The 26,206-nt window shown below is 41.9% G+C and carries 29 protein-coding genes, 1 tRNA gene and 1 riboswitch; of the genes, 9 read left to right on the forward strand and 21 right to left on the reverse strand.

From position 1 onward, the window contains the following. Positions 1 to 52: 52 nt before the first annotated feature. Both cysG and F975_RS05195 read left to right on the forward strand, forming a co-directional pair. Entirely contained in the window at positions 53 to 1,426 is a 1,374-nt protein-coding gene (gene cysG / locus F975_RS05190; protein WP_004751052.1) for a siroheme synthase CysG, read from the forward strand. 36 nt (positions 1,427 to 1,462) lie between these two features. Then, a complete protein-coding gene (locus F975_RS05195; RefSeq protein ID WP_004751054.1) occupies positions 1,463 to 1,933 on the forward strand; it encodes a tRNA (cytidine(34)-2'-O)-methyltransferase in 471 nt (156 codons plus the stop codon). Between the two features lie 207 nt (positions 1,934 to 2,140). On the opposite strand, the gene F975_RS05200 is transcribed toward F975_RS05195, so the two are convergent. Further along, entirely contained in the window at positions 2,141 to 2,527 is a 387-nt protein-coding gene (locus F975_RS05200) for a winged helix-turn-helix transcriptional regulator (RefSeq protein ID WP_004751057.1), read from the reverse strand. A 129-nt stretch (positions 2,528 to 2,656) separates the two neighbouring features. Here F975_RS05200 and F975_RS05205 point away from each other — a divergent pair, with 129 nt between their 5' ends. Next, a complete protein-coding gene (locus F975_RS05205) occupies positions 2,657 to 3,211 on the forward strand; it encodes a flavodoxin family protein (RefSeq protein WP_004751058.1) in 555 nt (184 codons plus the stop codon). A 70-nt stretch (positions 3,212 to 3,281) separates the two neighbouring features. Here F975_RS05205 and F975_RS05210 read toward each other — a convergent pair whose 3' ends face one another. From F975_RS05210 to rpoD, 6 genes are all read right to left on the reverse strand, one after another. Continuing rightward, positions 3,282 to 4,688: an APC family permease gene (locus F975_RS05210; protein WP_004751060.1), complete on the reverse strand. Its 1,407-nt coding sequence runs from the start codon at positions 4,686 to 4,688 to the stop codon at positions 3,282 to 3,284. 240 nt (positions 4,689 to 4,928) lie between these two features. Next, positions 4,929 to 6,113, reverse strand: coding sequence for an iron-containing alcohol dehydrogenase (locus F975_RS05215; RefSeq protein WP_004751062.1), 1,185 nt, complete (start codon positions 6,111 to 6,113; stop codon positions 4,929 to 4,931). A gap of 4 nt (positions 6,114 to 6,117) precedes the next feature. Further along, positions 6,118 to 6,621, reverse strand: a complete 504-nt coding sequence (locus F975_RS05220; protein WP_034425770.1) for a hypothetical protein — start codon at positions 6,619 to 6,621, stop codon at positions 6,118 to 6,120. An 80-nt stretch (positions 6,622 to 6,701) separates the two neighbouring features. Next, on the reverse strand, positions 6,702 to 7,370 hold the full coding sequence (gene lipB, locus F975_RS05225; RefSeq protein WP_004751066.1) for a lipoyl(octanoyl) transferase LipB: 669 nt from the start codon (positions 7,368 to 7,370) through the stop codon (positions 6,702 to 6,704). Positions 7,371 to 7,428: 58 nt separating this feature from the next. Then, positions 7,429 to 7,716, reverse strand: a complete 288-nt coding sequence (locus tag F975_RS05230) for a YbeD family protein (protein WP_004751067.1) — start codon at positions 7,714 to 7,716, stop codon at positions 7,429 to 7,431. A 96-nt stretch (positions 7,717 to 7,812) separates the two neighbouring features. Then, entirely contained in the window at positions 7,813 to 9,759 is a 1,947-nt protein-coding gene (rpoD, locus tag F975_RS05235) for an RNA polymerase sigma factor RpoD (RefSeq protein ID WP_228127409.1), read from the reverse strand. Between the two features lie 283 nt (positions 9,760 to 10,042). Between rpoD and F975_RS05240 the strand changes: the two genes are divergently transcribed. Beyond that, on the forward strand, positions 10,043 to 10,246 hold the full coding sequence (locus tag F975_RS05240; protein ID WP_004751071.1) for a PA3496 family putative envelope integrity protein: 204 nt from the start codon (positions 10,043 to 10,045) through the stop codon (positions 10,244 to 10,246). A 66-nt stretch (positions 10,247 to 10,312) separates the two neighbouring features. Further along, complete coding sequence (locus tag F975_RS05245) at positions 10,313 to 10,837, forward strand: YecA/YgfB family protein (RefSeq protein WP_004751073.1); 525 nt, start codon at positions 10,313 to 10,315, stop codon at positions 10,835 to 10,837. A 133-nt stretch (positions 10,838 to 10,970) separates the two neighbouring features. Here the strand turns inward: F975_RS05245 and tmpT are convergent, their stop codons facing one another. Beyond that, positions 10,971 to 11,615, reverse strand: coding sequence for a thiopurine S-methyltransferase (tmpT, locus tag F975_RS05250; protein WP_004751075.1), 645 nt, complete (start codon positions 11,613 to 11,615; stop codon positions 10,971 to 10,973). A gap of 142 nt (positions 11,616 to 11,757) precedes the next feature. Next, positions 11,758 to 12,690: an oxygen-dependent tRNA uridine(34) hydroxylase TrhO gene (trhO, locus tag F975_RS05255; RefSeq protein ID WP_004751077.1), complete on the reverse strand. Its 933-nt coding sequence runs from the start codon at positions 12,688 to 12,690 to the stop codon at positions 11,758 to 11,760. Between the two features lie 98 nt (positions 12,691 to 12,788). On the opposite strand from trhO, the gene F975_RS05260 reads away from it, so the two are divergent. Further along, a complete protein-coding gene (locus F975_RS05260) occupies positions 12,789 to 13,271 on the forward strand; it encodes a DUF1289 domain-containing protein (protein ID WP_004751079.1) in 483 nt (160 codons plus the stop codon). Here F975_RS05260 and F975_RS05265 read toward each other — a convergent pair. Beyond that, positions 13,268 to 13,819, reverse strand: coding sequence for a TetR/AcrR family transcriptional regulator (locus F975_RS05265; protein ID WP_004751081.1), 552 nt, complete (start codon positions 13,817 to 13,819; stop codon positions 13,268 to 13,270). The genes F975_RS05260 and F975_RS05265 overlap by 4 nt on opposite strands. Before the next feature lie 85 nt (positions 13,820 to 13,904). Between F975_RS05265 and F975_RS05270 the strand changes: the two genes are divergently transcribed. Beyond that, positions 13,905 to 14,408, forward strand: a complete 504-nt coding sequence (locus tag F975_RS05270; RefSeq protein WP_004751083.1) for an HPP family protein — start codon at positions 13,905 to 13,907, stop codon at positions 14,406 to 14,408. A 17-nt stretch (positions 14,409 to 14,425) separates the two neighbouring features. On the opposite strand, the gene ribB is transcribed toward F975_RS05270, so the two are convergent. From ribB to F975_RS05315, 9 genes are all read right to left on the reverse strand, one after another. Then, positions 14,426 to 15,085 carry a 3,4-dihydroxy-2-butanone-4-phosphate synthase gene (ribB, locus tag F975_RS05275; RefSeq protein WP_004751085.1) on the reverse strand — a complete coding sequence of 220 codons (660 nt, stop codon included), beginning with the start codon at positions 15,083 to 15,085 and terminating at the stop codon, positions 14,426 to 14,428. 95 nt (positions 15,086 to 15,180) lie between these two features. Next, a riboswitch (FMN riboswitch) is annotated at positions 15,181 to 15,320 on the reverse strand. A 135-nt stretch (positions 15,321 to 15,455) separates the two neighbouring features. Continuing rightward, entirely contained in the window at positions 15,456 to 15,836 is a 381-nt protein-coding gene (gene panD, locus F975_RS05280; RefSeq protein WP_004751086.1) for an aspartate 1-decarboxylase, read from the reverse strand. 90 nt (positions 15,837 to 15,926) lie between these two features. Next, positions 15,927 to 16,505 carry an aminoacyl-tRNA hydrolase gene (pth, locus tag F975_RS05285; RefSeq protein ID WP_004751088.1) on the reverse strand — a complete coding sequence of 193 codons (579 nt, stop codon included), beginning with the start codon at positions 16,503 to 16,505 and terminating at the stop codon, positions 15,927 to 15,929. 22 nt (positions 16,506 to 16,527) lie between these two features. Beyond that, positions 16,528 to 16,824, reverse strand: a complete 297-nt coding sequence (rplY, locus tag F975_RS05290; RefSeq protein WP_004751089.1) for a 50S ribosomal protein L25 — start codon at positions 16,822 to 16,824, stop codon at positions 16,528 to 16,530. 102 nt (positions 16,825 to 16,926) lie between these two features. Next, on the reverse strand, positions 16,927 to 17,880 hold the full coding sequence (locus F975_RS05295; RefSeq protein ID WP_004751091.1) for a ribose-phosphate pyrophosphokinase: 954 nt from the start codon (positions 17,878 to 17,880) through the stop codon (positions 16,927 to 16,929). A 39-nt stretch (positions 17,881 to 17,919) separates the two neighbouring features. Beyond that, positions 17,920 to 17,994, reverse strand: a tRNA-Gln gene (locus tag F975_RS05300). Further along, positions 17,993 to 18,826 (reverse strand): 4-(cytidine 5'-diphospho)-2-C-methyl-D-erythritol kinase, encoded by an 834-nt coding sequence (gene ispE / locus F975_RS05305; RefSeq protein ID WP_004751094.1) that lies wholly within the window; start codon positions 18,824 to 18,826, stop codon positions 17,993 to 17,995. The genes F975_RS05300 and ispE overlap by 2 nt, the downstream gene beginning before the upstream one ends. Before the next feature lie 14 nt (positions 18,827 to 18,840). Continuing rightward, positions 18,841 to 19,440 carry a lipoprotein insertase outer membrane protein LolB gene (gene lolB, locus F975_RS05310; protein WP_004751096.1) on the reverse strand — a complete coding sequence of 200 codons (600 nt, stop codon included), beginning with the start codon at positions 19,438 to 19,440 and terminating at the stop codon, positions 18,841 to 18,843. Then, positions 19,424 to 21,133: a tetratricopeptide repeat protein gene (locus F975_RS05315; protein ID WP_034425774.1), complete on the reverse strand. Its 1,710-nt coding sequence runs from the start codon at positions 21,131 to 21,133 to the stop codon at positions 19,424 to 19,426. The genes lolB and F975_RS05315 overlap by 17 nt, the downstream gene beginning before the upstream one ends. A gap of 117 nt (positions 21,134 to 21,250) precedes the next feature. Between F975_RS05315 and hemA the strand changes: the two genes are divergently transcribed. Continuing rightward, on the forward strand, positions 21,251 to 22,534 hold the full coding sequence (gene hemA / locus F975_RS05320) for a glutamyl-tRNA reductase (RefSeq protein ID WP_004751100.1): 1,284 nt from the start codon (positions 21,251 to 21,253) through the stop codon (positions 22,532 to 22,534). 282 nt (positions 22,535 to 22,816) lie between these two features. Continuing rightward, a complete protein-coding gene (locus tag F975_RS05325) occupies positions 22,817 to 23,050 on the forward strand; it encodes a hypothetical protein (RefSeq protein WP_004751102.1) in 234 nt (77 codons plus the stop codon). A gap of 47 nt (positions 23,051 to 23,097) precedes the next feature. Here F975_RS05325 and F975_RS05330 read toward each other — a convergent pair whose 3' ends face one another. Together F975_RS05330 and F975_RS05335 are read right to left on the reverse strand one after the other, a co-directional pair. Beyond that, positions 23,098 to 24,960 (reverse strand): DNA primase, encoded by a 1,863-nt coding sequence (locus tag F975_RS05330; RefSeq protein WP_004751104.1) that lies wholly within the window; start codon positions 24,958 to 24,960, stop codon positions 23,098 to 23,100. A 111-nt stretch (positions 24,961 to 25,071) separates the two neighbouring features. Then, positions 25,072 to 26,187 carry an outer membrane protein assembly factor BamD gene (locus tag F975_RS05335; protein ID WP_004751107.1) on the reverse strand — a complete coding sequence of 372 codons (1,116 nt, stop codon included), beginning with the start codon at positions 26,185 to 26,187 and terminating at the stop codon, positions 25,072 to 25,074. Between the last annotated feature and the right edge of the window lie 19 nt (positions 26,188 to 26,206).

The raw sequence follows: 26,206 nt of genomic DNA on the forward strand, positions 1-26,206 counted from the left end.
TTGTGCACGATTTTTGCTTAAAGACGATCAGATTGAAAGTTAGGGAGTTGTTGTGGAAATTTTTCCAATCTCGCTCAAGTTGCAGCAGCAGCGTTGTTTGATCGTTGGTGGTGGGCATATTGCCTACCGCAAAGCGATTTTGTTACATAAAGCAGGAGCAATCATTGATGTGGTTGCTCCTGAAATCGATGAAAATCTGCTTGAGATTGTGCATAAATCAACAGGGAAATTCCTGCAACATGCATTTGTTGAAACTGATTTAGAACATCCTTATCGTCTCGTCATTGCAGCAACAAATCAGGCTAAAGTAAATCATCTGGTTTTTGATTTGTGTGAGCAGCGTAACCTATTGGTCAATAGTGTAGATGATATTCCGCACTGTCGTTTTATGGTACCTGCGATTATTGATCGTTCGCCTTTGGTGGTTTCGGTTGCTTCAAATGGCACATCTCCAGTACTTTCCCGCCAGTTACGTACCCAGATTGAGAGTTTGTTGCCACATGGTTTAGGAAAGCTGGCAAAATTTTCGGGGCACTGGCGTAAAGCTGTGAAAGAAAAAATTCCCAATCCTGATCAGCGTCGGGTGTTTTGGGAAGAGCTGTATGCCAGCCCACTCAAAGAACAAGTGTTTAATGACAACTTGGAAAAAGCCGATCAGATGCTACAACAGGCACTGGCAGAGTGGACAGCACCCAAAGGGGAAGTGTATTTGGTCGGAGCAGGGCCAGGTGATCCTGAACTATTGACGCTCAAGGCTTTACGCCTCATGCAACAAGCAGATGTGGTGATTTATGACCGTTTGGTCTCTCCACCTATTTTAGAGTTATGCCGCCGCGATGCTGAAAAGGTGTATGTGGGTAAAGCACGCTCCAATCATAGTGTCCCTCAAGATGGTATCAATGCTTTACTGGTTGAATATGCACAACAGGGCAAACGGGTCTGTCGCCTAAAAGGTGGTGATCCGTTTATTTTTGGACGTGGTGGCGAAGAAATTCAGGAATTATTTGCTGCGGGTGTGCCTTTTCAGGTTGTACCCGGGATTACCGCGGCATCAGGCTGTTCGGCTTATGCAGGTATTCCATTAACACATCGTGACTATGCTCAAAGTGTACGTTTTCTGACAGGACATCTGAAAGAAGGTTCCCCTGAATTGCCTTGGGATGAACTGGTGTATGAAAACCAGACTCTGGTGTTGTATATGGGCTTGGTAGGACTGGAAAAAATTAGCCAGCAACTGATTGCTCATGGTCAGCGCCCAGATATGCCTGTCGCACTCATTTCTAAGGGAACAACACCCGATCAGAAAGTCGTTGTGGGAACACTGGCGGATATTGCCAGTAAAGTCACCGAATATCAAATTCAAGCACCAACTTTGACCATTATTGGTGAAGTCGTGCATTTACGTGAACAGTTACAGTGGCAGTAGTTGCAGTAACTTCTGTAGAAAAAGTCGAGAAAAGTTGTGATTCATGTGGTTTTGTACGAGCCTGAAATTCCAAGTAATACGGGAAATATCATTCGTTTATGTGCCAATACGGGCGCTCAGTTACATTTGATCAAGCCTTTAGGTTTTGAACTGGATGACAAAAAGCTCAAGCGTGCAGGATTGGACTATCACGAATATGCACGTATGAAAATCTGGGATAATTTTGAGCAGTGCCTTGAGAACTTGGCAAGTCAGGGCGTTGAGCATATTTTTCCATTGACGACCAAAGGTTCGGCAATTCCGCATACTGTTGATTTAAATCGTCCTGTGGCATTGCTGATGGGGCCTGAAACCCGTGGCTTGCCAGAACATGTACGCCTCATGTTTCCAAAAGAACAATGGATTCGTCTGCCAATGGCAGAAAATTCTCGCAGCTTGAATTTGTCGAATGCCACAGCAGTCATTGTGTATGAAGCTTGGCGTCAACAAGGTTTTAAAGTGCTGTAATGATCAAAGTTGCATAAAAAAGTGTCCTCTTTATGAGGACACTTTTTATTTATTTATAAATAGGCTTTGATCATCAGCCATTTCATTTCTATTGTGCTTCATTGAAATATATTTTTTGTTTTGGGGTAAAGATAAAGAAGATATCAAGCCTCGAGGAACGATGCCTAATATTTTTATCCATTAAGAACTTATAAATTATTCAAAAACTTAGTCAGTTGATATTTTTTTCAGATTCGCATCATAAGCATTTTGTGCATGTAAAACACGATCAATATTCTGTTCCGCCCATTCTTTTAATAAATATGCAGTTTTTGAGAAATCTGTTCCGAGTGGAGTTAAAGCATATTCTACTCGGATTGGGCTGCTATCGATCACAGTTCTTTTCACAAAGCCGTCACGTTCTAAGTTTTTAAGTGTTTGTGACAGGACTTTGGGAGAAATTCCTTCAATGTTTTTTTTCAAAAGATTGAAATGTTGGGAGGAGCATTCCAATACATTCATGATTAGTAACACCCATTTATTGGCAAGTGTTTCAAAAAACAGGCGTGCTGGACAATACAGATTGTAAATGTTGTAAGACGGTAACGATGTCATATTTCAAATATATTCCGTGCTATGTTTGATCAGATACCAGTAGTTACCTTTTGGTAACTAATTGACAGTTAGTTTCTAAAATATATTATATAGCAATTCCTTTCTAAAACGAAAAAATAGGGTTTCAACATGGCAAAAGTAGCAGTGGTATATTTTTCTGGATATGGTCATACCAAAGTGATTGCAGAGACGTTTGCAAATGAAATTGCAGCACAACTGATTCCAATTGACCAAAATGGCGATATTCAAGAAGCTGACTGGGAAACTTTAAATCAGGCCGATGCAATTGTATTTGGTGCACCAACTTACATGGGTACAGCGCCTTGGCAATTTAAGAAATTTGCTGATGCAACTTCAAAAGCATGGTTCACTCAAGCATGGAAAGATAAAGTGTTTGCAGGTTTTACCAACAGCGCAAGTTTTAACGGTGACAAACAAGTAACACTCATTCAGTTGCAAACTTTGGCATCACAACATGGTGGTCTTTGGGTGAGCTTGGGATTGTTGCCTGCGAATACAAAAGCAGCGACTCGCCAAGATATTAATAACTTGGGCGGATCAGTCGGTCTGTTGGTACAGTCTCCTGCCGATGCAAGTGTCGATGAGATTCCATCAGGTGATTTAGATACAGCTAAAGCCTATGCAAAACGTGTTCTAGCGATTACTGAAAAATTGGCAGGCTAATTCAAAGCTTGATTTGACAAACAGAAGTCATAAAAAACCAGCGTAAAGCTGGTTTTTTATTGAGCGTACTCTAGTCGTGTTTGTACTGTGGTGGTGGAATTTTAAATCCTTTGGTTTTATAGCCAAGGAATAAAACCCCAATCACAGCCCAGACAATTCCCCATTGCAACGCAGTGTGGTTAATCTGAAGCCAGAGTGCACCAATTGAGATAAAGCCGAGCATTGGAATCACCAAATAGCGGAAAATATCTGCGGCTGTTTTGGTACGTCCTTCACGCAATACATATTGTGAAACCACACACAGGTTCACAAAACTAAATGCAGTCAGTGCCCCGAAGCTAATCAGGTTAATGACATGCTCAAGGTCGGTAAAACCCGCAGAGAGTGCGATGACGCCAACCAAAATAATGTTAAAAGTGGGGGCATGAGTTTGTGGGCTCAGATGTCCAAAATATTTTTTGTTAAAGACCCCATCACGACCCATGACATACATCAGGCGTGATACTCCTGCATGTGCAGAAATACCCGATGCCATGACTGTTACAATCGCAAATGCCAAGATCACAGACTTGAACATCTCACCACCGACGATGCGTAAAATATCAGGTTGGGTGGCATCGACGTGTTTGAAGTATTGTGCAGGGTTCCCTGGAAAATACAGTTGCATAAAGTAGGTCGCGGCAATAAACACAACGCCCGCAATCAGTGCAGTCAGGAAAATGGCTTTAGGTAAGACTTTATCGGTTTCATGGGTTTCTTCTGCCAGTGAACTGAGTGCATCAAAACCTGTAAAAGAAAAGCACAAAATGGTTGCCCCAGAAATTAAGGCGCCTAGTTTGGCTTGATCACTCCAGAACGGTGCAGATGAAAGCAAGGTGCCATTATTTGCTGCCGATAAACCCATTGCAGTTTGTGCAGTATGACCAAGTGCCAAGTCTTTAATAATTAAAAAGACAAAAATCGCAATCACCAGCATCTGGAAAAATACGATTAAGCCATTCAGGTTGGCTACAAATCTGATGCCGCGCAGGTTGACCCATGTCATAAGTCCAGTCAGACCAATGACCCATACCCATTGATTCACGCTGGGGAACATGCTTGTTAAATAGATGACAGCAAGTAAAATATTCACCATCGGGCTAAGAATATAGTCGAGCAGGGAAGACCAGCCAACCATAAAGCCCGCATTGGGATGAATCGCACGTTGCACATAAGTATATGCTGATCCTGAAGATGGATAACGTTTGATCATATAGCCATAGCTCAGCGCAGTGAACAGCACCGCCAGCAAGGCAAAGAAATAAGATGTTGGTACATGTTGGGCACTGGCTTCAGATACCATACCGAAGGTATCGAACAAGGTCATGGGTTGAATATAGGCAAGACCTATAACAATAACATGCCCCAGTAGAAGTGATTTTTGCAGTTTTGCTGCCGATTGAGTCCCAGGAGAATGTGTCAACGGCGTTATCCTCATAATCGTTGATCAAGGATCAGCTATCAATTTTTAGGATCGTTTAGGACGAACGATCCCCCCATTTTTTAACAAAGAGCGCAACTTTATCGTAAATAGATATCTGTTGTCAGCAATTAATTGCAGTATTCCTTTAGCAATTTTTCTGCCAATTCAACGATCTTTGCATTGTAGTTGATTCTTATATAACAAAAAACGCCCAATGTACCAGTGGCAATGGGCGTTTTTTGTTATTTGGTTGGTTTACCACGCCTTTTGCAAGATTTCTCGTAACTGTGCTAAAGAGGCTTCTTTAGGGTTGTAAATAATTGAGCCATCATTTAAGGCTTTTTCTGCAACCTCATCGAGCTGGCTTTCGCTAACTTTGCCTGTTTCACGCAAATTACGTGGCAATTTGGTCAGTTCATACAAATGATCACGAATGCTGTAGAGGGTTTCAATGGTTTTGTCAGTACGTTGATCGGCTGGGGTTTGTGCATAAATATCTGCACCAGCCAAAGGTAACAACAGCTCCGCAATTTTATCGCCATTGACCGACTTGTTGTATTCAAGTACATACGGCAAGAACAGGTTCATACATAGACCATGAGGTAAATGTGCAACTGCACCCAATGCATGCCCAAGAGAATGTACCAAGCCAACCATAGAGTTAGAGAAAGCAATCCCTGCCATGGTTGATGCTTGTGCCAGTTCTAAACGTGCCTCTGCATCTTTAGGGTTATCCAATACTTTAAACAGGTTCTGGCTAATTTTCTTGATTGCGCCTGTTGCATAGGCGTCACTCAGTGGATTTGCCGCCATACAAGTATAGGCTTCAATCGCATGCGTCATGGCATCCATAGCGGTCATGGCAGTCAGGTGCGCAGGTAAGGTTTGCGTCATGCGTGGATCAAGAATCGCGGCATGTGGCATCAGGTAGTAAGAAGCAAATGCCATTTTGACATTTTTGACAGGGTCAGAAACCACAGCCACCATGGTGACTTCCGAACCTGTACCTGACGTCGTTGGAATCACAAAAAATGGTTTCAGTGGTTTAGGTAAATTATGTGCACCCGAATATTTGAGTAAATCATCACCGCCTTCAGTGACTAAAATATTGGTAGCTTTCGCTGTATCAATCACCGAGCCACCACCGACTGCAATGAGCGCATCACATTGATGTTCACGATAAAAAGCTGCGGCTTTTTTCACGGTTTCTAAGCTTGAATCGGGTGGTACTTCATCAAAAATAAAGCCGATTTCAGCATCAGTTGAGCTAAATGCCGTTTCAATCGGTTCAAGCAAACCATTGGTACGTACGCCTTTATCGGTAATAATCAGTGGGCGTTTTGCACCTAAAGTAGCAAGTTCAAAAGGAATATGTTCTAAAGCTGCGTGACCTGCAATGACTTTGACTGGACAGAAAAATTCATAATACGCTTTTGTCATGTGCTTATGCGCTCCGTTTTAGAAAGGATTGTGCAAGTTTTAAATAGATCAGGCTGGCGTTGGATAGTTTTTCTTTAAAGCCAAGTTGTTCTGGGTATTGTTTGACCGCGAGTGATGCAATGAGTTTGGGTAAGATTAGCGATTCCATTTTGTTTAAACAGCGCACAAGGCGAATCGCATAAGAAACGTCACCATCTGCAATCATACGGTCATTGGCAAAGGCGCGTGCAGTACTTTCCTGAAATGAAAAAACCAGGAATGCATGTTCCAAATGTTTAAAGATAATGCACAGATCAGGTTTACCGCTTGGTTGATCGACCAGTTCAAGTTGCTTAAGCTGATTGACTCTCGCAGTAAATGCTGGGCCATGTGGAAAAACTTTCATGGACAGTGTGAAGTTTTCAGGGAATTTAGCAATTTCTTGCTGAATTTCAGGGTCAACTTGGCTGGCAATCACCAAGCCATTGCCAATAACACTCATCATGAGCTTGACGTAAGCTTGCTGCATTGCTGGTTTTAACGGCTTAGTGAACACGTACTTGTCCTTTTTTGTATTTATTGATCTGAAAGAGAGAACCAGAAAAAACGTTATTTTTCCAGAATGACCTCAATTTCTTTAAAGTACTGAGTTTGTGTTAAATATTCAATCACGTCTTGGCTGAGTTGTGTAAATTTAGGATGATTTTCGACAAGATCCTGAATACGCACCATTTCCAAACCAGCATAGCCGCATGGATTAATGGTCTGAAAACCGTGCAGGTCACAGTCAATATTTAATGATAACCCATGATAGCTGCGACCACGGCGAATTTTAAACCCTAAAGAACCGATTTTACGCCCATCCACATAGACGCCTGGTGCATCAGGTTTAGCATACGCTTCGATCTGGTACTTTTTGAGCAGGTCAATCATCAACTGTTCGGCAAAGCTGACCAGTGTACGCACATGCCATTTTAAGCGGTTGAGGTCAAACAGAAAGTAAGCGATCATTTGCCCTGGGCCATGCCATGTTACCTGACCACCACGATCTGACTGCACTACAGGAATATTGCTGCTAACCAAAATATGTTCGGGTTTTCCAGATTGTCCTTGAGTGAGTACATCTTGATGCTGCAACAGCCACAACTCATCGTGAGTATCTGCTTCACGTGTTTCAGTGAAGGTTTTCATTTCTGAAAACTTGGCTTGATAATCTTGTAAGTTATCGAAAATACGAATAATAAGTTTTGGTGACTGCTGGAGAGTAGATGCATCCATGGAATGAAAAACCTTATATAAAAAACAAAACCAGATGTTTTAGGCATCTGGTTCAGGATTAAAGCGCAGTTCGGATATGAGGGCAAGCTGCCAAGTCTGCATACAGTGCGTGAACTTGCTCAAGTTCCTCAAAACGCAGTTGGGCAGTAATCGAGTGGTATTTTCCTGTACGCGAAGGTTGTACAGCCAAAGTGGCTTCATCAAACTCAGGGAAATGTTTGATCAAGATTTCTACCACAGCAATACGAAGTTCTGTACCTGCATTGCCAATGAGTTTAATAGGATAATCCATTGGGAATACCCAAAGGTCTTCACGAAGTTCACGAGAAGGTGTGCGATCTAACATAGGTGCTCTCAGCAGTTGAAACGCCTGCAAGAGCAGGCGTTTTTTAATTCTTTAAAGATAAAATGGGGTAGTTTCCTGAAAAATCAAGAATCCCGATTAATCATTTTCCAAGAATGAACGTAAGTGTTCTGAGCGTGAAGGATGGCGCAATTTACGGAGCGCTTTGGCTTCAATCTGACGGATACGTTCACGCGTTACATCAAACTGTTTACCTACTTCTTCAAGCGTATGGTCAGTTGGCATATCAATACCAAAACGCATTTTCAAGACTTTGGCTTCACGTTCAGTCAGGTTTTCAAGCACTTCACGAGTTGCTTCTTTCAAGCCTTCTGAAGTTGCAGCATCCACTGGTGATGTGATGTTTTGATCTTCAATGAAATCACCAAGATGCGAATCTTCATCATCACCAATCGGAGTTTCCATTGAAATCGGTTCTTTGGCAATTTTCAGCACTTTACGAACTTTAACTTCATCCATTTCCAGACGTTCACCTAGTTCTTCAGGAGTTGGCTCACGGCCCATTTCTTGAAGAAGCTGGCGAGATACACGATTGATTTTGTTGATCGTTTCAATCATGTGTACTGGAATACGAATGGTACGTGCTTGGTCGGCAATCGAACGGGTAATGGCCTGACGGATCCACCAAGTTGCATACGTCGAGAATTTGTAACCACGGCGATATTCAAACTTATCTACCGCTTTCATCAAGCCGATGTTACCTTCCTGAATCAAGTCAAGGAATTGCAAACCACGGTTGGTGTATTTTTTCGCAATCGAAATCACCAAACGCAAGTTGGCTTCAACCATTTCTTTTTTGGCGCGACGTGCTTTGGCTTCACCAATCGCCATACGTTTAGAAATATCTTTGATTTCCTGAACGTTTAAGCCAAGCTCAGTTTCAATATCTGCAATTTTTTGCTGGAATGCCAAGATGTCTGGGCGAACTTTTTCCAGATGCGGTTTCACTTCTGGTGTTACTTTGGCAAGCTGCGCATCCAGCCATGCTGGATTCGATTCTTGTTGAGGGAATGTAGTACGGAACAAGTTACGATCCATACGACCACGACGGACTGCATAACGCATGATTTCACGTTCAGCCGTGCGGATACGCTCATGTGTACCACGGATCATTTCAGAAATGATATCAAATAAACGAGGTGTGAATTTGAACATCATAAATACAGTTGCAAGGGTAACCAATGCTTCATCAGCTTCTTTCGAGTTACGACCATGCTGCTGAATCGCTGCTTTAGTTTTGCTCCACGCTTGTTCCAACTCTGCAAAACGCACTTTTGCAACTTCTGGATCTGGGCCTGAATCACCTTCAGAATCGTCATCACCTTCCGACTCTTCTTCCTCATCGTCGTCGTCAAGTTTGACCTCTTTGGCAGGCTTCGATGTATCTTCTTCGACATCGACCAATTCGGTTTCTTCTTCCTCGATGACTTCTGGAATGTCATCGTCGGTTTCAGGGTCAAGGTACCCTGATAAAATATCAGCTAAACGGCGTTCGCCAGTGTTAACGTCTTCGTATTCTTGGAGAACAACTTCAACCGCATTTGGCCAGTAAGCAATCGCATTTAATACATCACGAATCCCTTCTTCGATTCGTTTTGCAATGCTAATTTCACCTTCGCGAGTGAGCAGCTCAACGGTTCCCATTTCACGCATATACATACGAACTGGGTCAGTCGTACGACCAGGTTCGTTTTCAACTGAAGCAAGTACCGCAGCGGCTTCTTCTTCGGCAACTTCATCGGCTGCTTCGGTTGATTCGCCAAACATAGTATCGTCAGATTCAGGCGCGCGTTCATGAACAGGAATACCCACATCTTGAAGCATTTGAATAATGTCTTCAATCTGTTCGCTTTCCGTGATTGAGTCTGGGAGATGATCGTTAACCTCAGCGTAAGTTAAGTAACCTTGCTCTTTGCCTCGGCTAATCAGAGCCGCTACTTGAGAAGTAGGGGAATGCATATCGCTCATCTTTTGCTTACTCTTTGTTGAATCTGTGGCAGTGAAAAACCGTGCATGATAGCACAATTTGTTTAAAAAATTCAGAAATCATGGGGCGGGCACCGAATTCATGATATCTTTTGTGTTGTTAAAGTAGAATGGATATTGTGTCATTTTTAATTTTTTCAAGTCCGTGCAATTTTGTGATGAAAAACTCCAGATTCTTAATAAATACACAAAAAAAACGCGGAAAAAAAGCAGATTTTAGTGAGAACCCTAAAAATATAAATGCATAAAAATCTTGACAGAAATAAATAACTACGCTAAATAGCGCGTAAAACATTTATATTTTTATGTTGAGGTAGTTTGAGTGTCTTCTACAGATTTTGAACTAGATGATAACTACGATGATGACGTTAGCTTTGATGAGGCATCGAATAAAATCAGTGCCAAAGAGTCATTAGAAAAACGTCGTTTAATTGATGACTTGCTTGCGCAACGCCGTTTGGAGCGCGAGTTGAAAGACTTTGATTATGATTTCGACGATGATGATTCGGGCGATGATGATGCATAAAAGCATTTAGAATATCATCCCTATCAATGCTATGCTCATACCCTAGTAACCAATAATGGAATCAAAATGAGTTCTTTGAATTTAGATCAGTTAAGTGATTATTTAGATGGTGACCAAAACGAATATGGTCTAGATTTTGCGGCAACTCATGGATTTTTATGCGCGATTGCTGTTGGACCAAAATTTGATACTTGGCTTGATGCTTTGTTTGATGGAAACCCAAATAAAGTGCCGAGTGAAATTGTGGTGCAGGTCAAATTATGGCTCGAACAGTTACGTCAAAGCCTTGCCAATGAAGAAGGAATCGAGTTTCCTTTTGAAATTGAAGAAGCCGATGTAGACTCAAGTTTGGGTGACTGGAGTGTTGGTTTTGTCGATGCCATGTTCCTGAACGAAGAAGCATGGTTTACGCCTGAGTTCGAAGAACAATTAGTCGATTTGACTTTGCCAATGATGATCTTTAGCGGCGTTGATGAAGAAGATGCACAAATGGAATCTTTCCGTCGCAACGGGCAGTTAATGGATGAACTTGCAGAAGAAATTCCAGACAATCTAAATGAACTTTTCTTGATGTATCATACACAATCATGATGATATGACAGGCGATGCCGTGATGGCATTCTGCATGTCATAGTTAATTATTGTTGTTGTAGCAAAAGCCTGATCATTGTAGCAATGGTCAGGCTTTTTTATGAAAAAATGAAATTTTTGTTAGTTCAGCACGTTAATGATCAATCTTTTTTGTCAGATACCAGGCAGTTTCAATCGCATCCTGTTGTTGGAATGCTCTTGGTCTTTCAATGCGAATCAATGGCTCGATATCGTAAACATCATCATACAAACCTTTGATTTTTGTTTCGGGAATTGAAAAGGGTGGGCCTGAAAAGGCATCCTGATCATATTCATAGCTAATCAGAAGCTGCGGAGCATTGTTGGTAATTTCCTTGAGATGCTGTGCATACTCAACCCGCATGTTTTCAGGTAAGGCGACTAACGCTGCCCGATCATAGATTGCATCGACATTGCCAAGTAGCGGCTGGGTAAGTTGAAAAATATCGCCATTAAAAATGTCGATTTGTGGATGATGAAAATGTCGAAGGCGTTGATTTGGTATTTCTTCAAAAGGCAAGTTTAGAGTTTTGATTAACTCTTCAACGGCCAACTCACTTAACTCAACGGCGACCACACGCAACCCTTGATCTAGCAGCCAATGCATATCCAGACTTTTGCCACAAAGCGGAACAAAAATCCGATCATTTTTTTGCAAGGATAATTTGTCGATATATTTTGCTAAAAATTCATTGACTTGCTGTTGATGAAAACCAATCTGATTGTTTTTCCATTTATCTAGCCAAAATTGCTCTTGCATGATACAACCTTATTCTTACTTGAATTTTCAAAACATTAGCGGATTTTGCATACAAGTTAAAAGAAATTTTAGTCAAAAATTAAGATTTCCCGTAATAAAAAAGCCATCGTGTTGATGGCTTAATCTTTAATGAAACTTAATTTTATAGGCGTTTTCTTTTTGCTGCGGCAATTTGAGATTGGCGCATACGGAATCCCGCTTTTTGTTTCTCGCTGGTTTTGTTGATGCAGTACACACAAGATACGCCATGTTCATAGCTTGGCAATACTGATTCTTCAGGGGTAAGCGGCCAGCCGCAAGCGTGACATTTAATATTTTGACCTTCTTCAACGCCATGAGTTACTGCAGTACGACCATCAAACACGAAGCATTCACCTTCCCACATGCTTTCTTCAGTAGGGGTTTCTTCAAGGTATTTCAAGATCCCACCTTTGAGGTGATAAACTTCTTCAAAACCTTCTTGTAAAAGCAAAGAGGTTGATTTCTCACAGCGAATACCACCTGTACAGAACATGGCAATTTTTTTGTCTTTATGCTGTTCAAGCTCTTTTTTGACGTATTCTGGAAATTCACGGAAAGTTTCAGTTTTCGGGTCAATCGCACCTTTGAATGTGCCTGCTTTGTATTCGTAATCATTACGAGTGTCGATCAGAATGACATCATCACGTGCAATCAGTTCATTCCATTCTTTAGGATCTAAATAATGACCCACCAAATCACGTGGTTTAACTTTAACACCCAAAGTTACAATTTCTTTTTTTAGCTTGATTTTCATTTTACGAAATGGCTTGTCAGAGCTATGAGACTCTTTATATTCCATTGCGTTAAAGCCTTCATTCAGCAAAAATTGATGAATCGTATCAATCGCTTGACGATCTCCAGCGACTGTACCATTAATGCCTTCATCAGCTACAATTAGAGTTCCGCATAGATTGATAGTTTTAACCAAGTCAAGTAGACGTTGCTGCAAATCAGCAGGGTCTTGAATTTCTTTGAATTGATATAGTGCGGCAACAACCCAATCAGCGGTCGCTTGCTGTTCTACAGGTGCAAGCTGTTCTACAGTAGCGTTCATGCGGGACTCCAAATGTATTAAGATAGAAAAATAAGGCGCGTATTTTAGCGTGATTTTGAAAATTAAGCGAGAATGGTTCTTGTGAAGGAGAGGTTGGTTTGAGTAAAGATCGTCGCATTGCGACACTCACCCCATGTGCAGGGCGTTGTTCCACTGTATTTGGTGATCATGTCTGTCGAGGCTGCCGACGTTTTAATCATGAAGTGATTCAATGGAATACTTATACACTTGAACAGCAGCGTGTCGTTTGGAAGCGTCTGGATTCCCAGTTAGATCAAATTTTAGTGCCGATGCTGCCTCATGCCAATCTGCAACACGTTGAGGGTTTTATTATTTCAAAACGTACACGCTTGTTACCTGATGCCTCTATTGGGCGCAAGTTGTATCATGCGCTTAAGATTTGTGAGAAACATCGCCAGTTTGCTGAAGAGAGTGGATTGGGCATTCAACAGGCACAAGTCAAGCCATTGTGGGATGAGTTTGAGCGGCGTGTATTGGCACTTGCTAAAGCCAGTTATGAATTCGCCTGGCTGCGTGCCGACGGGATTCATTATAGTTTATTGCACATGGCAGATGATTAAGCCTGTAAATTTTTTATCAGGTTGATCATGAGTTGTTTGTTCTGTTCAGCAATTTCTGCTTGAAAGCCTTCAACCAAAAATCGGCTTATTAACCCCTCTAAAAAATTATAGCACAATTCAGTGACTGCCTGTGGTTGCTTGAGGTGTTGTGCGTACTGCGCAATAAATTCGTATAACCAGTGCTTATGCTGCTTAGCGAGATCAAGAATTTCAGTATCTTGCTGTGAAGACTCTCCAACAACTCGTACAAATAGGCAACCTTTAAAATGATCTTGCTGAAACCACTGAACGTGCCAGTCAAAAATCTGCTCAAGTGCGGCTAAACCTTGAGCCTCTCCAACAAAATCACACAAACTTTGCCGAAACTGAAGATCTCGCTTTTTTAGTACGGAAGCAACGAGTTGCTGTTTATTTTTAAAATATGTGTACAGCGTTGTTTTGGAACAGCCTGATTCATCCCGAATTAAATCTACTCCAACTGCGTTAAAACTGTGCTGATTAAATAACTTTTCGGCAGTGCCCAGAATTTTAGCTGCGGATTTTGACATGCTTTTTTCTCTTGTAAATAGTACAGATCTGTACTATTTTGATTTTAACGTGCAAATCGACAAAAATCAATTCAGGGGGAACGTGATGTTGAAATCATTCCAGTATTCAATTTCTGATTTAATGAAGGCACTGGTGGGCGCGAGTCTGAGTATTGCCATTTTATTGTATTTGACCCAGCTTTCTCATCAGCTATGGATTATGGCGCCGTTCGGTGCAAGTTGCGTCTTGTTGTATGCTGCGGCACAGTCACCTTTGGCTCAGCCTAAAAATGTGATTATCGGGCATGTGGTATCGGCAGCCATAGGCTTGGCATTTGTGCATTACATTCCGATTAACATTGCTACGATAGCGTTTGCTGTGGGCTTGGCGATTGTATCGATGCAGATTTTTGCGTGCGTTCATCCACCTGCGGGAGCAAATCCATTATTGATTTTATTGAGTGCATCATCGGTGCATTACGATTGGGATTTTCTAATTTTCCCTGTGCTGACAGGTGCGATTACTTTAGTTGTGATTGCTCAATTGATGCATGCTTTACAGCAAAGGTTTGAGAAATATGGTGAGAAAAACGCATCACCATCGTTGTGATGATGATGCTAAAAAAATTAAACGTGTTGAGCTAAACGATATTGAACCAATTCTTCAATAGTAATGACGGTTAAATGATGAGTCTGAGCATAAGATAACACCTGAATGCCTGCAGCCATTGTGCCGTCTGGGTTGGTTAATTCACACAATACGCCTGCTGCTTTTAAACCTGCTAGTCGAGCCAAATCAATCGTAGCTTCGGTGTGACCACGGCGGGTTAAAACACCACCTTCACGTGCGCGTAATGGAAATACGTGTCCAGGGCGATTCAAATCGCTGGCGACAGCACCATCTTTGGTTGCCGCGCGAATGGTAGTCACGCGGTCTTTTGCCGATACGCCTGTTGTCACGCCTTCAGCTGCTTCAATGGTGACGGTAAATGCCGTATGGAAATGGCTAGAGTTGTTGCTCACCATTGGTGGAAGTTCTAGATGATCAGCCAGTTGTTCAGTTAAACATAAACACACGATACCTGAGCCATCACGGATCATACGTGCCATGGTTTCTACATTGAGAGTTTCTGCGGCAACAACTAAATCTGCCTCATTTTCACGGTCAAAATCATCCATGACCAAAACAGGTTTGCCTTGGCGGATATCTTCTAAAGCTTGTTGAATGCGTTGTTCAGCAGGGGATAGGCTTGAAAAAAATAATTCGGGTTGAATTAAAATAGACATAATGAAACGCTCACGTAATTTAGATACAGGAACATTTCAGGACTGATCGAAAAAATGGGGTCGTGACAAAAGCTTGAAAAGTGAATCTTCTGAAACGTCGACTTCTTTCATCCGGACTATACCGTCGGCTTTGGATTTGCACCAAATCTGCAAATGACACCAGCCATTGGCTCGCGGGCTTGCTCGAGAGTGAGCTTACCGCCGGTGGGGAGTTGCGCCCCGCCCTGAAGCGATGTGACAAAATTATAGCGTTATTTTTTGTGAAAAATCATCCTTTCTATAGAATGATTCGTACTATAAATATTAAATAATTTGCTATGAGCAGTAATCTGAGCATATCGAAATATGCTCATGATCCAACTCAAAAAAGTTAAGCAACCTGTACAGGAATACAGTTGGCCGTATGGTTGACGGTATTGTCAGGATTAGCATAGACAAGGCGTGGTTTATGAGCATTTGCTTCTTGTTCATTGAAGTCACCAAATGTTGCAATAATCACGATATCACCCACTTCAGCCTGATGTGCAGCGCCACCATTAACGGAAATGATGCCTGAATGATCTTCACCACGGATAGCATAAGTTGTAAAACGCTTACCATTGGTGACATTCCAAACATGAATTTCTTCATATTCACGAATGCCTGCCAAATCCATTAAAACGCCGTCAATTGCACAAGAACCTTCATAGTGAAGCTCAGCATGTGTGACGATTGCGCGATGGATTTTGCATTTTAATAAACGTGATAACATGCAAATATCTCCTCGATTTGCTCAGTTTGCTAGAAAAAAGGCATTCAAAGACTTAAGAGATGTACATAAAGATGCCATCAGAGATTGAATTTACGGTTTATAGGCATTGATCTGATTCATGGCTTGCGAAACCTGACCATTAACCAAAAGTTGAGTCTTCGACAATGCATGATCAATTGCTGCATCTATAAGATCCTGTTCACTTTTAGGTGCTTTACCTAAAACATGACCAGAAACACGTTCTTTAGCACCAGGGTGCCCAATACCAATACGTAAACGATGAAAATTGGCACCAATATGCGGAACAATGTCACGTAGACCATTATGGCCACCATGACCACCACCTGTTTTGAGGCGGATCACACCAGGGTTCATATCCAGTTCATCATGTGCAATTAAGATTGCTTCAGGCTGAATTTGATAAAATTTGGTGAAAGGAACGACACTTTGCCCAGAACGGTTCATGAATGTGGTAGGGAGTAACAAACGGACATCATGACCTTCGATGTTACCTCGACCGCTGATACCGTAAAATTTGGGATCTGCTTTTAAACTAATGCCATAACGGTCTGCGAGTTGCTCAACAAACCAAAAGCCGGCATTGTGTCGGGTTTGGGCATATTCTTTACCAGGATTGCCCAAACCGACAATGAGCGAAATTTTAGTCACGAAACTACGCTCTCACTTACCATTACGCGCGTTTGAAGTCAGCGTGCATAGGAGTGTTTTTTGCTGGGTGACGTTGAAGCGCTTGGATTTTAACGCTTTCAGTTTTGTCACCAATTTTGATTTCTACAACTTCAGCAAAGAAATCATTGTTTTCTAGAGCTTTAACAAGTTCACGAAGTTCTAAAGTTACAGTTACAGGTTCTGCGTCACCACCGTAGATGATAGCAGGAACTAATGCTTCACGACGAAGGCGGCGGCTCGAACCTTTCCCTTGTTTGTCTTCAGCACGTGCTTGAGCATTTAATACGAAATTAGCCATGAGATATCCTCATTAAGTTACGAAACAGCCAGATTTGCGACCAATCTGGCTAATAGAAAGCCCCGCATTATAGCAGGGCTTTAGGAAAATTGTGCAGCTATATTATAAATAGCTGTCAAACATCGCGCTGATCGATTCTTCGTTGTTAATACGACGAATGGTTTCAGCAACCATGCTTGCAACAGAAACCTGGCGAATTTTACCTAAATCAATCGCTTCTTGTGATAAAGGAATGGTATCAGTTACAACCAATTCATCAATCACAGAGTTGCGTAGATTTTCGAGTGCTTTACCTGAAAGTACAGGGTGAGTTGCATAAGCAACAACACGGCGTGCACCAAATTGTTTAAGCGCATCGGCTGCTTTACATAAAGTACCAGCGGTATCGACCATATCATCTACGATGACGCAGTCACGATTTTTGACATCACCGATCAAGTGCATCACTTGAGATTCATTCGCTTTTTGACGACGTTTATCAATGATTGCTAAATCGATATCGCCCATCTGTTTTGCAACGGCACGTGCACGAACAACACCGCCAACATCTGGTGATACTACCATCAGGTTGTCATGTTGTTGTTGACGTAAGTCCGCAAGCAAAGCAGGTGTACCGTAAATGTTGTCGACAGGAATATCGAAGAAACCTTGAATTTGGTCAGCATGCAAATCGATCATCACAACACGGTCAATACCAACAGTAGTGAGCATGTCAGCAACGACTTTAGCTGTAATCGGCACACGTGCAGAACGTGGACGACGATCTTGGCGAGCATAGCCAAAGTAAGGGATAACAGCAGTAATACGTCCAGCACTAGCACGACGAAGTGCATCAGCCATGACCAAGATTTCCATCAGGTTATCATTGGTTGGGGCGCAAGTAGGCTGAACGATGAAAACGTCCTTACCACGTACATTTTCAGTAATTTCTACAGCAATTTCACCATCAGAAAAACGGTTAATTGAAGCAGAGCCTAAAGGAATGTGTAAATGGCTTACGACTTTTTGAGCGAATTGTGGATGAGCATTTCCACTAAAAACGACAAGATTGGGCATGAAGCACCCTTGGCGGTTGATGTGTTGTTTAGAAGAATCTGGCAGGGGCGGCTGGATTCGAACCAACGGATGGCGAGATCAAAACCCGCTGCCTTACCACTTGGCGACGCCCCTATAGCACTACCTGTATGTCATACAAAGGAGATTTATCCAAGCTTTGTACCAAGTAAGCTTTACATGGTGCATTGCGAACGATCTGCTCTGTTTGCATATCAGGAGTTACTTCAACAAAAACACAGGCACCTGTTCCTGTAAGCTTTGCAATGCCGAACTGATCGAGATATTGCATTGCCTCATCAACTTCTGGATATAAGCTTCTTGCGATTGGCTCAAAGTTATTTCCGAAATCCGATGGCTTTCGCTGATAGGCGCAAAATTTAGAGGTCTTGGAATCTCTTGTCAACGTTTTTTGTGAAAAAAGTAGTTGAGTGCTGATAAAACAATCAGGTTTAAGCACAATGAACTGTTTTTTAGGCAAATTGATGAATGTAATTTGTTCACCGATGCCTTCTGCCCATGCATTGTGACCATACACAAAGACAGGTACATCGGCACCTAAGCTTTGCCCAATTTCTGCCAGTTGCTGGATATTTAAGCGGCATTGCCAAAGCTGATTGAGTACCAAAAGCGTCGTTGCCGCGTTGGATGAACCACCGCCTAGACCTGCACCCATAGGAATATGCTTGTCTAAATGGATATTTAATCCGCAAAATCGCTGAGCAAAAGGCTTGAGTTTTTCAGCAGCCTTGAAAATCAGATTGTCTGTTTGTTCAACATTGGATAACCCATCTAGGCAAATGTTTTGATTACCATTAGGTTCAAACTCAAGCCAGTCATATAAATCGATGAGTTGGAAAATGGTTTGCAATTCATGGTAACCATCAGCTCGTCGACCAGTGATATGTAAAAAAAGATTAAGTTTTGCAGGGGAAGGAACGCGAATCATAAATTGAAATCTAGTTAGCGGTCTTGAATGACCATTGTAATACGATTTTCCTGACCATCATCAAGCTGTTGTTTTAAAATTAATTTGTTAGGTAGGGTTGCAGCGTTGTTGTAACTGAGATGGACGATCCAGCCATCTTCAATAAATTGGGTCGGGCGCTGCTGTTGGTCTTTTTCGATTTGCACTGAAGCTGTTGCGGGCTGCGCTAAAATCCAGTGAACCAAATCGGTAATGGGAGCTTGCCAGCCTGTCGCTTTTTCTAAAAGCTCTTCTGGTGTTGCTGCGTGAATCAAGCCTGTTTTTGCACTATTGAGGGTCACTTGTCCTGGTATCCCTTGAATATGGGTTTTGCCTATACCCAGTGCGCCACTTAGCTCAATGTTAAAATTGTCCTGCTGTTGTTCCCATGTAAAAAAAGCACTGCCAGATTGTTTTGGTGTACGCACTCCAATTTTACCTTGCAGAGAAAAATTGGTTTCTTGAGTTGGTGCGATTGTATTGGTTGTAGGCAGCTGATTGGTCATCGCTTGGGGCTTTCTGTACTGCTGACAGCCTGTCAAAATTAAACTACTGCTAGTCAGTAATCCTAAACCAATTTTAGTGAACAGATGCATGGTGAACTAAACTCATTTTTTGCTGTTGTGATAATAACAAGGAATTTAGTTGAATTACTTGTGGATTGTTCGGATGTTTTTGTTTGAGTTCTTGTAGTAAATCTGCAAATTTCTGCATGTTGCCTCGTAAATACAATGCCTTGGCTAGGCGAACGCCTGTACCTACATTTTCATTGAGCAGGTAGGCTTTTTCTAAGGTTGGGATCGCAGTTGCAAGATCATTTTGTAAAAAGGTGATTAGGCCATAAGTGTCGAGAATAGAGGCTTGATCGGGTGCATACTCCAAAGCATGTTCGACATATTTGCGTGCATCGCCCAAGCGGCGGTTTTGTAATGCCAGTGTATAAGCATAGGCATTCAGATATGTAGGGCTATTGGGTTCAATGCTCAGTAACTTATTTAAATCTTGTTCTAAACGGTCTTTATCCTGATAAGGATCAAGCAGTAAGACTTGTGCGTAAATCAAATCAGGGTCATCGGGCAGATTGTGAATTGCTTCATCAAGCAGTTCAATCGCTGCCAGTTTATGATTAAGTTTCTTCAGGATTTCTGCTTGCAGTTGATATAAAAAACTGGCGTGTTGCGGATAATTGACTCGTTCTTGTGTCAAAAAGCGTAATGCATCGCTGAGCTTATTTTCTTTATCATAAATGGTGACGAGACTTCGGCGTGATACCGTGTATAGGCTACCATCAACTAGGCGATAATAGGCTTTTGCTGTTTCATAATGCTGTTTACGCTCAGCATTAATCGCGAGGTAATAATAGGCATCATTTTGATATTGTGAAGAATTTTTAAGTTGTAATAAGAAACCTTCGGCTTGATCATAACGTTTTAAGTCAATACTGGTTAAGCCTGCAATAAAAATAGGTTCATCGGCAGAAGGCCATTTACGAATAACACTTTCAAGTTTTTTTAAGCCAAGTTCAGATTGACCAATCTTGATTAGATATTTTGCTTCAGCAAGACGTACTTCCAGGTTGTAAGAATGCTGACGACTCGATTTTGCATACCATTTTATGGTGGCATCCTGATTACCCGATGCATCCAAAATATTGGCTTTAAGTAAAATAAAACTGGTGACATTTGGGCGTTTGCGCAAAGCGCGCTGTATGTCTTTTAACGCCTGTTCTAGTTGATTGTCTTGGGCTTCTAAGCTTGCAATCATCACCAAGATGGATGGATTACTTCGGGCTTTACTACTGCGCAAGGTTTTGAGCAGTGTGGTTCGATCTTCTTGTGAGTCCGGTGCAATCCCCGCGACAATTTCAGCCAGATCGGCATCGGGGTCGATGTTTAAAATTTTATCAAGTGTTTGTGCAGTTAACTCATATTTATGTGTTTTTAGTGCAATGTGTGCTAAATAGAATAGAGCAGGTACATCTGTTGGGTCTTGATTGACCCAGTGTGTCGCAATATCGAGTGCAGATGGCAGGTCATTTTCATCAAGCGCGATGTCGAGCGCACGTTGTTTGACTGCTGTGGAACTGTTATGAATTGCCAGAACTGTATAGTTGTGTAATGCTGTGGCAGTTTGTTGATATTGCAAAGCAAATTCTGCAATCATGGTTTGTTGTAACGGAAGTGGATTATAGTGTGCCACTGTTGTATTTTGCGCGTAAGTGTAATTATAGGCACATAAGGTGATGCTTCCTAGCAATAAGATTGTGCTAGAATAGCGTCGTATCAACATACATGATTGTTGGCGAATTGTTTGCTGCAAAATTTCTTTATCCAAATATTTATGCTTATTATGACACCGATGATGCACAATAACACATGCATAATTTTAGTGAAATGATGATCTGACATGGCGTTCATTGCTTTAGGTGTCAACCATCAAACAGCCTCAGTTGAGTTGCGTGAACGTGTTGCGTTCAACGCAGAACGACTGCGTACTTTATTGGCTGAACAAAGTCATCAAAGTCAATTCAATGACTTAGTGGTGGTGTCAACCTGTAACCGTACCGAAGTCTATGCGATGACTGATGAAGCAGATATGCTATTAAATTGGCTCGCTCAAGCCAATGGTATTGATGTTAACCAATTGTTTAATCATGTATATCGCTATGAAGATATTCAGGCAGTTTCTCACCTGATGCGGGTTGCGAGCGGCCTGGATTCACTGATGCTCGGTGAGCCACAAATTTTGGGACAGGTAAAATCGGCATTGTCGCTGGCCAAAGAATCGGGCACGGTGTCTGGAAATTTAAACCGTGTCTTCGAATATGCGTTTTATGCAGCTAAACGTGTGCGCTCAGAAACAGCCGTTGGCAGTCATGCAGTGTCTATGGGGTATGCCGTAGCTCAGTTAGCACAGCAAGTTTTTAGCCACCCTGCAAAACTGGTGGTGCTCATGGTTGCGGCAGGGGAAATGAACAGCCTTGTAGCAAAGCATATGGCAGATCTCGGTGTGGCAAAAATCCTGATCTGTAACCGAGGGCGTGAACGTGCAGAAAAGCTCGCCAATGAAATTACACCATTTGTAGAAGTTGAAATTATTCCATTTGAAGAACTGTCACAACATTTGCATCGTGCCGATGTGATTTCAAGTTGTACAGGCAGTTTGCATCAAGTCATTGCTTATCAGGATGTCAAAGCAGCCTTAAAGAAGCGCCGTTATCAACAAATGTTGATGGTAGATTTGGCCGTTCCGCGTGATATAGACCCAAAAATTGAAAGTTTGGATGGTGTGTATCTATACGGTGTTGATGATTTACAAAGCGTGATTGATGAAAATCTGGCTCAGCGCCGTCAAGCGGCAGTTGAAGCTGAAGTTATGGTCAATCAGCTGGCAACTCAGTTACTTACTCAAGAAAAAGTCAAGCAAGCAGGGCATTCAATTTGTACTTATCGTGAAGCTGGACAGCAGATGCAACAAGAAGAAGTTGAGCATGCCTTACAATGTTTAAAAGAAGGTGAAGCACCTGAAAGAGTGATTCAGGAACTTGCACATCGTTTAACACATAAACTACTTCACCCGACCTCTATGTTGTTGCGTGAAGCTGCTCAAACTGAAGATCCTGAATATTTGGAATGGATTCAAGATCATTTACAACGTGTGTTGCAGCATCGCCGAAAACCCAAAAGTTAGTTTTTTGTGTTTTGCATTGTGAGCGTGCAATATTTTATATTTTGTGACTACAAAGTCATTTTTTTTGAAACTCTTCAGATATTAAAAAAATAATGATTATTCTTCAAAAGATTAATGCCTACTTGGTTGTCAAGTCGTGTGTTTTTTAAGTGATACCGAGAAATTTTAACGTTGTTCTATTGCTCTTTAGACGCATTATACTGTCTCCGCTGTAAAATCTCCGAAAAGGATATTGGTTGATTTTCACTGCTCGCATTTCATTTTTAGCGGTAGGAGATTGACATGAAATATCGTATGAATTCTGCATCGTCACATATTCGGTTACTACAGGTATGTTTACATCCGTGGCAGTTTGGTAAGCGCCAAATCGCACTGTATTGCCCTGATTTAAAAAGTATTTCGATTGGGGTCTTTGATGGTGAATTTGAAAATGCCCAGACACGCCAGCAACAATTACAGCAGCTTGGCGTGCATAAGTGTTTTCAATCTGCTTATCGGCATTTATTTTTTAATTAATTGTTGTGATGCGAAGCAGGTGAGATAAATTGCACTTGCTATTTTTATTAGTGTAATAATCTTAAACTGATTTTCTTGGTCAGTTCATTGAGCTGCATTCGTAAATTTTGCGATTCCTGTAATGATGCAGGGCGTTTCATGCGCTGTCTAAGCAATTTTTCTTGTAAAGCTAAAGCATTTTCTTTGGCAAAATTAAAAGCCTGTTCTGGCGAATTTAAAATATCTAAAACATTGGTGCGCTGTAATAATTCGGCAATTTCATTTCGATACGCATAGCAAGCACCTAGAACATAATAAATGGCTCGCTCCTGATCTTCTGGCAGTTTATCAAAGACTTGATCGAGAACCGCTAGAATTTCGGCTAACAGATCATCTTGCTGAATATAGGCGCGTAATTGCTCAAAGTGTGTATATAAAAACGGATTACTCATCAGCAAGGCAACTGCAAAGTCTTCATCTCGCGTGCGAATATTGAAAGAGAGTGAAGCGTCATGGCTGATTTTGGGGGTAAAGCGTTTGCCTAGCCCCAGCTTTTCCCGAAAAGCCTGACTGAGCAAATAACGATAAGAGCCTTGTGGAGGCAATAATTGCGTCATATTTTTCAGTTCGCCCATCACCTGACTTTTCCCTTCGGGTGTACTGACATCATGCTGCTGGGTCAGTAAAGCAAATAAAAAATCAGACAGCAAAGGTGCTTGTTGCCAGAGCTGCTGAAATCTCTCTACACCTTCTTGGCGAATTAAAGAGTCAGGATCGTGGTCATTGGGTAAAATAAAAAATTTCAGTTCACGACCATCATTGAGGAGGGGCAGGGCAATTTCTAAAGTGCGCTGTGCAGCTTTTTGACCTGCACTATCGCCGTCAAAAGCGATGGTAATCCGATGATTGCGTTTGAATAAAATGTTGAGATGTTCGGTGTTACTGGCAGTTCCGAGTGTCGCGACGGCACCATGTATGCCTGCCTGATGTAAGGCAATGACATCCATATAGCCTTCGACCAATAGCCAGTCTTGTGCTTTAAATTTGGTACCTTCATACAGTCCATATAGCAGTTGGTTTTTATGGAAGACTTCAGAATCAGGTGAGTTGATATATTTGGGTTTGATTTCGTCGTTCAGGGCACGACCACCAAAACCAACCACACGTCCTTTTGGGTCACGAATCGGGAAAATCACCCGATCCCGCAATAAGTCAAAGTCTCGTCCGCTGTCACTGGTACGAATCAAGCCAAGTTGTTTTAAACCATCAATATCTTGAGGGAATGCTTGTTCCAAGTGCTGCCAGTCTTCGGGTGCATAACCCAAACGCCAGTCTTGAATGGTTGTAGGGCTTAAACCACGTTGCTTGAAATAACGCTGAGCAGAAGTGCTTTTGGGGAGTTGCTGCTGATAAAACTGGGCAATATTTTCCAGTAAATCATACAAATTCCCTTCTTGGGTAATCTCGGCAAACTGCTGGTCTGCAAATAAAAACGGATCATCCTGCGGAAATGGATAGGGTTCAAAGTCCTGAATATGGTCGGGTGTAGGTGCAGGAGCAACAGGTGGAGTACTGATGCTTGGTGCTGGTGTTGGCGTAATTGTTTTTTTATAGGTAAGTTTCTTACTGTCCTGATTGTCTTTCGGAAGTTCGATCCCTGTCTGACTGGCTAAGTCTTTCATGACATCGATAAAACTGCGGTTGTCGATGTCCATTAAGAATTTAATGGCATTCCCATTGGCTTGGCAACCAAAGCAGTGATAGTACTGTTTGTCCCGATAAACATGAAAAGACGGGCTTTTTTCCTGATGAAACGGGCAACAGCCTGAGTATGTGCGTCCAGTCTTTTTAAGTTTGACACGCTGACTGATCAGATCGACAAGATCTGTACGGTCAAGAATTTGGTCAATGGTCTGTTGTGGAATCGCCATAATCAGGGATGTAACAATACGATGCGGGTTAACCAGTGTAACAAATTTTCAAGGTACACAAAATATAAAAGGCAAGCTCATGAGCTTGCCTTTACGAACGATAGACCGAAATTAGTTGCTTTCAGGTTTGTCGAGCATGCCGAAGCTTAAGCGGTTAGTCCAGCTGCGTTTTGGTTTTTCATTTGAATTGTCAACAGGCGCTGCAACAGGTTCAGAAGCGATCACTGGTGTAGGTGTAGCTGTAGTTGGTGTACTCGTAGCTTCAGTTTCAGGTTTGTCGAGCATGCCAAAGCTTAGACGGTTGGTCCAGCTACGTTTTTCTTCCGTAGTATTATCAGGGCTAGCTTTCTGCTCGCGCACGTTGTTTTCTGAACTACGACCAAAAATACCTAAAGTCGCCTTGTTCCACCAGCTGCCTTCTTTACGTGCCGCTGCAATGTTCACACTGCCATTGGCTTTGACTAAATTTGGATAATTTAGCTTTAGGACATTGGTATATTGCTGAGCGCTTTGCTGATCACCTAACTGGTTATAGCTATAGGCAATCGTTGCTAATGCTTCTGGAATTTGTGGGGTGTTTGGATAATGTTCAACGACCCACTGGCTACGTTCAATCGCAGCAACCCATGCTTTACGTTCAACGTTGAAGCGAGCAGCGGTCATTTCGTGTTCTGCCAGTTCCTGACCAATATATTTCATACGCTGTGCAGCATCGACAGAATATTGGCTTGATGGGAAACGGCGAATCAAATCGACAAAGTTTTGATATGCCAATTTTAAATAGTTGATATCACGATGTGATTGCTTAAGTGAAGTATAACGCACAAGACCATCATAGTTTTGTTCCATGTTGGCAACGCCACGTGCATAGTAAGCATAAGCAACATTTGGATGGTCTGGGTTTAAACGAATAAAGCGATCGGCGGCAGTGACAACCCCAGGATAGTCTTTTTGTTGGAATTTGACATAAATTAAATCCAACTGCGCTTTTTGAGCATGTGTGCCTGTTGGAAAGTAAGTATCAATCGCTTGGAGATTTTTTGCCGCTTCATTATATTGACCTTTATTGAGCGCTTGTTCAGCCGAATCAAAGTAGGCTTGTTCGCTGTTTTGTGGTCCGAGATCGACAACTTCTTTTTTTGATGGATTGCTGCTACAGCCCACAAATGTACCAGCAATGCCTAAACAAAGCACAAGCATAGTAACTTTATAACGTGGTAGCGACATAAAAATTCCTCAGTTAATA

The sequence above is a fragment of the Acinetobacter brisouisimilis genome, assembly GCF_000368265.1.
Taxonomy (GTDB): Bacteria; Pseudomonadota; Gammaproteobacteria; order Pseudomonadales; family Moraxellaceae; genus Acinetobacter.

Bases quoted from the DNA above. Each gene is read 5' to 3' on its own strand.
- F975_RS05315 (WP_034425774.1), bottom strand. From the start codon at position 21,133: ATGTTGATACGACGCTATTCTAGCACAATCTTATTGCTAGGAAGCATC.
- lipB (WP_004751066.1), bottom strand. From the start codon at position 7,370: ATGGATGCATCTACTCTCCAGCAGTCACCAAAACTTATTATTCGTATT.
- F975_RS05270 (WP_004751083.1), top strand. From the start codon at position 13,905: ATGTTGAAATCATTCCAGTATTCAATTTCTGATTTAATGAAGGCACTG.
- F975_RS05230 (WP_004751067.1), bottom strand. From the start codon at position 7,716: ATGTTAGATCGCACACCTTCTCGTGAACTTCGTGAAGACCTTTGGGTA.
- F975_RS05220 (WP_034425770.1), bottom strand. From the start codon at position 6,621: ATGCAGCAAGCTTACGTCAAGCTCATGATGAGTGTTATTGGCAATGGC.
- F975_RS05200 (WP_004751057.1), bottom strand. From the start codon at position 2,527: ATGACATCGTTACCGTCTTACAACATTTACAATCTGTATTGTCCAGCA.
- ispE (WP_004751094.1), bottom strand. From the start codon at position 18,826: ATGATTCGCGTTCCTTCCCCTGCAAAACTTAATCTTTTTTTACATATC.
- F975_RS05215 (WP_004751062.1), bottom strand. From the start codon at position 6,113: ATGACAAAAGCGTATTATGAATTTTTCTGTCCAGTCAAAGTCATTGCA.
- panD (WP_004751086.1), bottom strand. From the start codon at position 15,836: ATGTTATCACGTTTATTAAAATGCAAAATCCATCGCGCAATCGTCACA.
- F975_RS05325 (WP_004751102.1), top strand. From the start codon at position 22,817: ATGAAATATCGTATGAATTCTGCATCGTCACATATTCGGTTACTACAG.
- hemA (WP_004751100.1), top strand. From the start codon at position 21,251: ATGGCGTTCATTGCTTTAGGTGTCAACCATCAAACAGCCTCAGTTGAG.
- trhO (WP_004751077.1), bottom strand. From the start codon at position 12,690: ATGAACGCTACTGTAGAACAGCTTGCACCTGTAGAACAGCAAGCGACC.
- F975_RS05330 (WP_004751104.1), bottom strand. From the start codon at position 24,960: ATGGCGATTCCACAACAGACCATTGACCAAATTCTTGACCGTACAGAT.
- ribB (WP_004751085.1), bottom strand. From the start codon at position 15,085: ATGTCTATTTTAATTCAACCCGAATTATTTTTTTCAAGCCTATCCCCT.
- F975_RS05245 (WP_004751073.1), top strand. From the start codon at position 10,313: ATGAGTTCTTTGAATTTAGATCAGTTAAGTGATTATTTAGATGGTGAC.
- rplY (WP_004751089.1), bottom strand. From the start codon at position 16,824: ATGGCTAATTTCGTATTAAATGCTCAAGCACGTGCTGAAGACAAACAA.
- F975_RS05265 (WP_004751081.1), bottom strand. From the start codon at position 13,819: ATGTCAAAATCCGCAGCTAAAATTCTGGGCACTGCCGAAAAGTTATTT.
- F975_RS05295 (WP_004751091.1), bottom strand. From the start codon at position 17,880: ATGCCCAATCTTGTCGTTTTTAGTGGAAATGCTCATCCACAATTCGCT.
- tmpT (WP_004751075.1), bottom strand. From the start codon at position 11,615: ATGCAAGAGCAATTTTGGCTAGATAAATGGAAAAACAATCAGATTGGT.
- F975_RS05335 (WP_004751107.1), bottom strand. From the start codon at position 26,187: ATGTCGCTACCACGTTATAAAGTTACTATGCTTGTGCTTTGTTTAGGC.
- lolB (WP_004751096.1), bottom strand. From the start codon at position 19,440: ATGCATCTGTTCACTAAAATTGGTTTAGGATTACTGACTAGCAGTAGT.
- F975_RS05205 (WP_004751058.1), top strand. From the start codon at position 2,657: ATGGCAAAAGTAGCAGTGGTATATTTTTCTGGATATGGTCATACCAAA.
- F975_RS05210 (WP_004751060.1), bottom strand. From the start codon at position 4,688: ATGAGGATAACGCCGTTGACACATTCTCCTGGGACTCAATCGGCAGCA.